General features: G+C 38.9%; 4 protein-coding genes and 1 pseudogene. All 5 read left to right on the top strand.

Annotation, left to right across the window (positions count from 1 at the left end):
* A pseudogene (locus tag HMPREF9065_RS10300) lies at nucleotides 1–321 on the top strand (transposase); the annotation flags it as partial.
* 150 nt (nucleotides 322–471) lie between these two features.
* Nucleotides 472–1,047, top strand: coding sequence for an IS3 family transposase (locus HMPREF9065_RS10070; protein ID WP_021615232.1), 576 nt, complete (start codon nucleotides 472–474; stop codon nucleotides 1,045–1,047).
* 115 nt (nucleotides 1,048–1,162) lie between these two features.
* Entirely contained in the window at nucleotides 1,163–3,118 is a 1,956-nt protein-coding gene (locus HMPREF9065_RS08770) for a site-specific recombinase (RefSeq protein ID WP_021615231.1), read from the top strand.
* Between the two features lie 55 nt (nucleotides 3,119–3,173).
* Nucleotides 3,174–3,548, top strand: a complete 375-nt coding sequence (locus tag HMPREF9065_RS08775; protein WP_021615230.1) for a transposase — start codon at nucleotides 3,174–3,176, stop codon at nucleotides 3,546–3,548.
* A 41-nt stretch (nucleotides 3,549–3,589) separates the two neighbouring features.
* A partial coding sequence (locus HMPREF9065_RS10295) for an IS3 family transposase (protein ID WP_232209089.1) occupies nucleotides 3,590–4,031 on the top strand: 442 nt, incomplete at its 3' end.

Below are 4,031 nucleotides of genomic sequence, written 5' to 3'. Positions count from 1 at the left end.
GGATTATGGTATCCGTGAGGTGGCTAAACTTCATCAAATTTCACACGCTCTCGTCATTTATTGGCTAAAAGCATTTCGGGAAAGAGGGCTTGATGGCGTAAAATCGCCTTATACAAACTTTCAAACACCGAAAATAGTGAAGCCAAAGATGAAAAGAAAGACATTGAAATCCCGGAAACTACAGACTTTTTACCTAAAGCGTTTAAAAAGTTACAACGAGAGCTCGCCTTGGCTCGTGCGGAGATTGCTTACCTAAAGGAGTTGGAGAAGCTCGACTGTCAAAAACAACGACAGAAAAAAGAAAACTCATTGAAAGACTGAAGCCAAACCACGCGTTAAATGATTTACTTCGTGTGGCTAAAATGCCTCGCTCAAGCTTTTACTATAAAGAGATTCAGCGAAATTATCACGAGGTAAAAGAGGCTATCTTATCGATGTACAAAAGAGCAGAAACCGAGATGGTTATCGCCCATGACGTTGAAATTACGCCAAATGGGTTTCCATTTGAATCATAAAACGGTGTTAAAGCTGATGAACGAGTTAGGTATTCATTCTATTTTACGCAAGAAAAGACATGGAAAACGTGGAAAAACATCGCATATTGCCCCGAATTTACTGAATCGTGATTTTACAGCAACGGCACTCAATCAGAAATGGGTAACGGATGTAACGGAATTTCATGTTGGGCAAGAAAAGCTTTATTTTTCACCGTTGATGGACTTGGCTAGCCGAGGAATTATTGCCTATAACTTTGCGACACGCCCGAAGTTTTCATTGGTAAAAAAGATGTTAGAACAAGGGCTTAGTCGGCTTAAACCGACAGAATGCCCGATTATTCATAGCGACCAAGGTGTATTGTATGGCACGGCAGAATGGGGGAATATGCTGAAAGGAAAAGCGATACAAAGCATGAGTCGTCGAGGAAATTGCTACGACAATACCGTGATTGAAAGCTTTTTTGCGATATTAAAATCCGAGTGCTTTTACTCTCGGACTTATCATTCAATCACTGAATTACAGGCTGAAATTGAAGAATATTTAAGTTAACTAACCTGTCCAACTTTTTGGGGGACAGATCGCTTTTTCCGCTAATTTTTACTTTATCCAATAGCGCTGTATAATGTCACGCTTTTGAATATAAACGATATGAGGGGGGAAGCTCATGATTAAAATCGATACCTTACCGCAATTTTTGCGTAATAAAGTCGAGGAAAATGATGCCTTTGGTCTTGTGGAAGAGCTCTGTCAATTATTACGTAGTAGCCCTACAGAAAAAATTTCTCCAACCTTACATTTATTTAAGCTTATCTTAAAGAACGATAAAGAATTAGGCTGTTCTGTTTCGAAATTATTATGTGGTTGGTTATGTGGTTTACGCCTTTACCCGTTGTTTATTAGTAGTGGTATTCTTACGCGTGGCGGTTTTGGGCAAGAAATGAAAACGCGTATTTATGAGCGTTTTAATCCTTCTTTTAAAGATATTAATGATTTACGTGATATTTTTTATTTATTGTTCAGTGATAAAAATGATGCCCGCTGGATTGATGCCGTCCCATTAAAAACGTGGCGAGGCATATTTGGCGTTTTAACCCGTTATACAGAACAAAAAGATCGGGAACGTTTAAAAAATCATATTGAAAGTGAAGGGCTATTTGCCATAGAGATGCTTTCAATTTGGATTGCAGCTGAAGATATGGATCCTGAGCTGATGCGAATGGAACCCTCTCTGTTAAATGCTGATTCACCTTTTGTTGCTTTACACCATGAGGTGGTTGATTGGGTAGCGGCGCGTCGCCAATCAATCGTTTTTGATGATAGCCATTTACAGGTAATGTTTAGCCAATGTAAAAGACTGGTTGAGCGTTTGCAAAATCGTGGGGCAGTGGTGGGCTCTTCTTTAAATACAGCTTATTTATTGGAGCGTCTTTCTCAGACCTTAGAACGATTAGAAACCTTGATGGCGATTTTTGTTTCAAATCGCTATTTACCACGACGAATATTGTTATTAACCGGCTGTTTTGCCCGCGCAGCAGCAGAAAAACATAGCATCACCCGATTATGGAAACAAAGCTCAGGATTAATTGCTCGTAGTGTTACGCAGAATGCTGGGGACCACGGTGAGCATTACATTACTCGAGATAAAAAAGAGTATTGGGCAATGTTTTACTCTGCGGCAGGTGGTGGTGTATTGATTGCACTAATGGCGTTATTTAAAACCTATTTAGGCAGCATTATTGATGATAAAGTCTGGAAAGGTCTTGCCGAAGGTTTAAATTACGGCTTCGGTTTTATGGTGATCTTTATGTTGCATTTCACGGTTGCAACCAAACAGCCAGCCATGACAGCTGCTCGTTTTGCTGAGGCAGTAGAGAAAAATCCACAAGGCAAAACATTAAATATGAAATTAGCCCAGTTATTAGTGGATGTATTTCGTTCCCAAAGCGTGGCCGTTTTAGGCAATGTAGTAGTTGCTATGGGATTAGCGGCATTAATTGCTTTTGTTTATCAACATCAAACAGGTGAGCCATTGATGAATTCAGAGAAAATAGCCTATCAATTACACCGTATTGATCCTTTAGATGGTTCTTTATGGTTCGCAGCTATTGCAGGTGTATGGTTATTCTGCTCCGGAATTATTTCTGGCTATTTTGATAATCGTAGCAATTATTTGAATATGCGCATGCGTTTAGCACAACATCCGTTATTGAAAAAATTAATGTCTGAGAAGTCCCGCGTTAAATTTGCTAATTATATGCATGAGAATTATGGTTCGCTTATTGGTAACTTCTGTTTTGGTATGTTACTTGGGCTTACCGGTTTAGTGGGATATTTAACTCATCTCCCGTTAGATATTCGTCATGTTGCATTTTCATCAGCGAATTTAGGATATAGTGCAGTCAGTGGACAATTTGCCTATCCATTCTTTTTACAATGCATTGCTTTTGTGTTGCTGATTGGTTTAGTGAATTTAATGGTCAGTTTTTCATTGACACTTTGGGTCGCACTGCGCTCTTTAAATACGGAAATTGATAGCTGGTGGGCAATTTGGCATGAAGTTTGCCAAATTGTGAGAAAACGTCCATTAAGCTTATTTCTTCCTGTTCAATTAGATAAATAATCGGCTTAAGTGATCTGCACCCCAAAATCTGGACACCTATTTTGAGGTGCAGATTATGTCTTACTCTTATCAATTTCGTTTGAAAATTATCAAACTGGTCACCGAACAGGATTATGGTATCCGTGAGGTGGCTAAACTTCATAAAATTTCCCACACTCTCATCATTTATTGGCTAAAAGCATTTCGGGAAAGAGGGCTTGATGGCGTAAAATCGCCTCATACAAACCTTCAAACCCCGAAAATAGTGAAGTCAAAGATGAAAAAGAAAGACATTGAAATCCCGGAAACTACGGACTTTTCACCTAAAGCGTTTAAAAAGTTACAACGAGAACTCGCCTTGGCTCGTGCGGAGATTGCTTACCTAAAGGAGTTGGAGAAGCTCGACCGTCAAAAACAACGACAGAAAAAAGAAAAATCATTGAAAGCTTGAAGCCTGACCATGCGTTAAATGATTTACTTCATGTGGCTAAAATGCCTCGTTCAAGCTTTTACTATAAAGAGATTAATCGAAATTATCACGAAGTAAAAGAGACCATCTTATCGCTGTATAAAAAGAACAGAAAACGAGATGGTTATCGCCCCATGACGTTTAAATTACGCCAAATGGGTTTTAATTTGAATCATAAAACGGTGTTAAAGCTGATGAACGAGTTAGGTATTCATTCTATTTTACGCAAGAAAAGACATGGAAAACGTGGAAAAACATCGCATATTGCCCCGAATTTGCTGAATCGTGACTTTACAGCAACGGCGCTTAATCAAAAATGGGTAACGGATGTAACGGAATTTCATATTGGGCAAGAAAAGCTTTATTTTTCACCATTGATGGACTTGGCTAACCGAGAAATTATTGCCTATAACTTTTCAACACGCCCCAAATTTTCATTGGTAAAAAAGATGTTAGAACAAGGGC

This window comes from Aggregatibacter sp. oral taxon 458 str. W10330 (assembly GCF_000466335.1).
In the GTDB taxonomy this organism is placed as follows: domain Bacteria; phylum Pseudomonadota; class Gammaproteobacteria; order Enterobacterales; family Pasteurellaceae; genus Aggregatibacter.
This window is presented reverse-complemented; position numbering and strand designations above follow the sequence as displayed.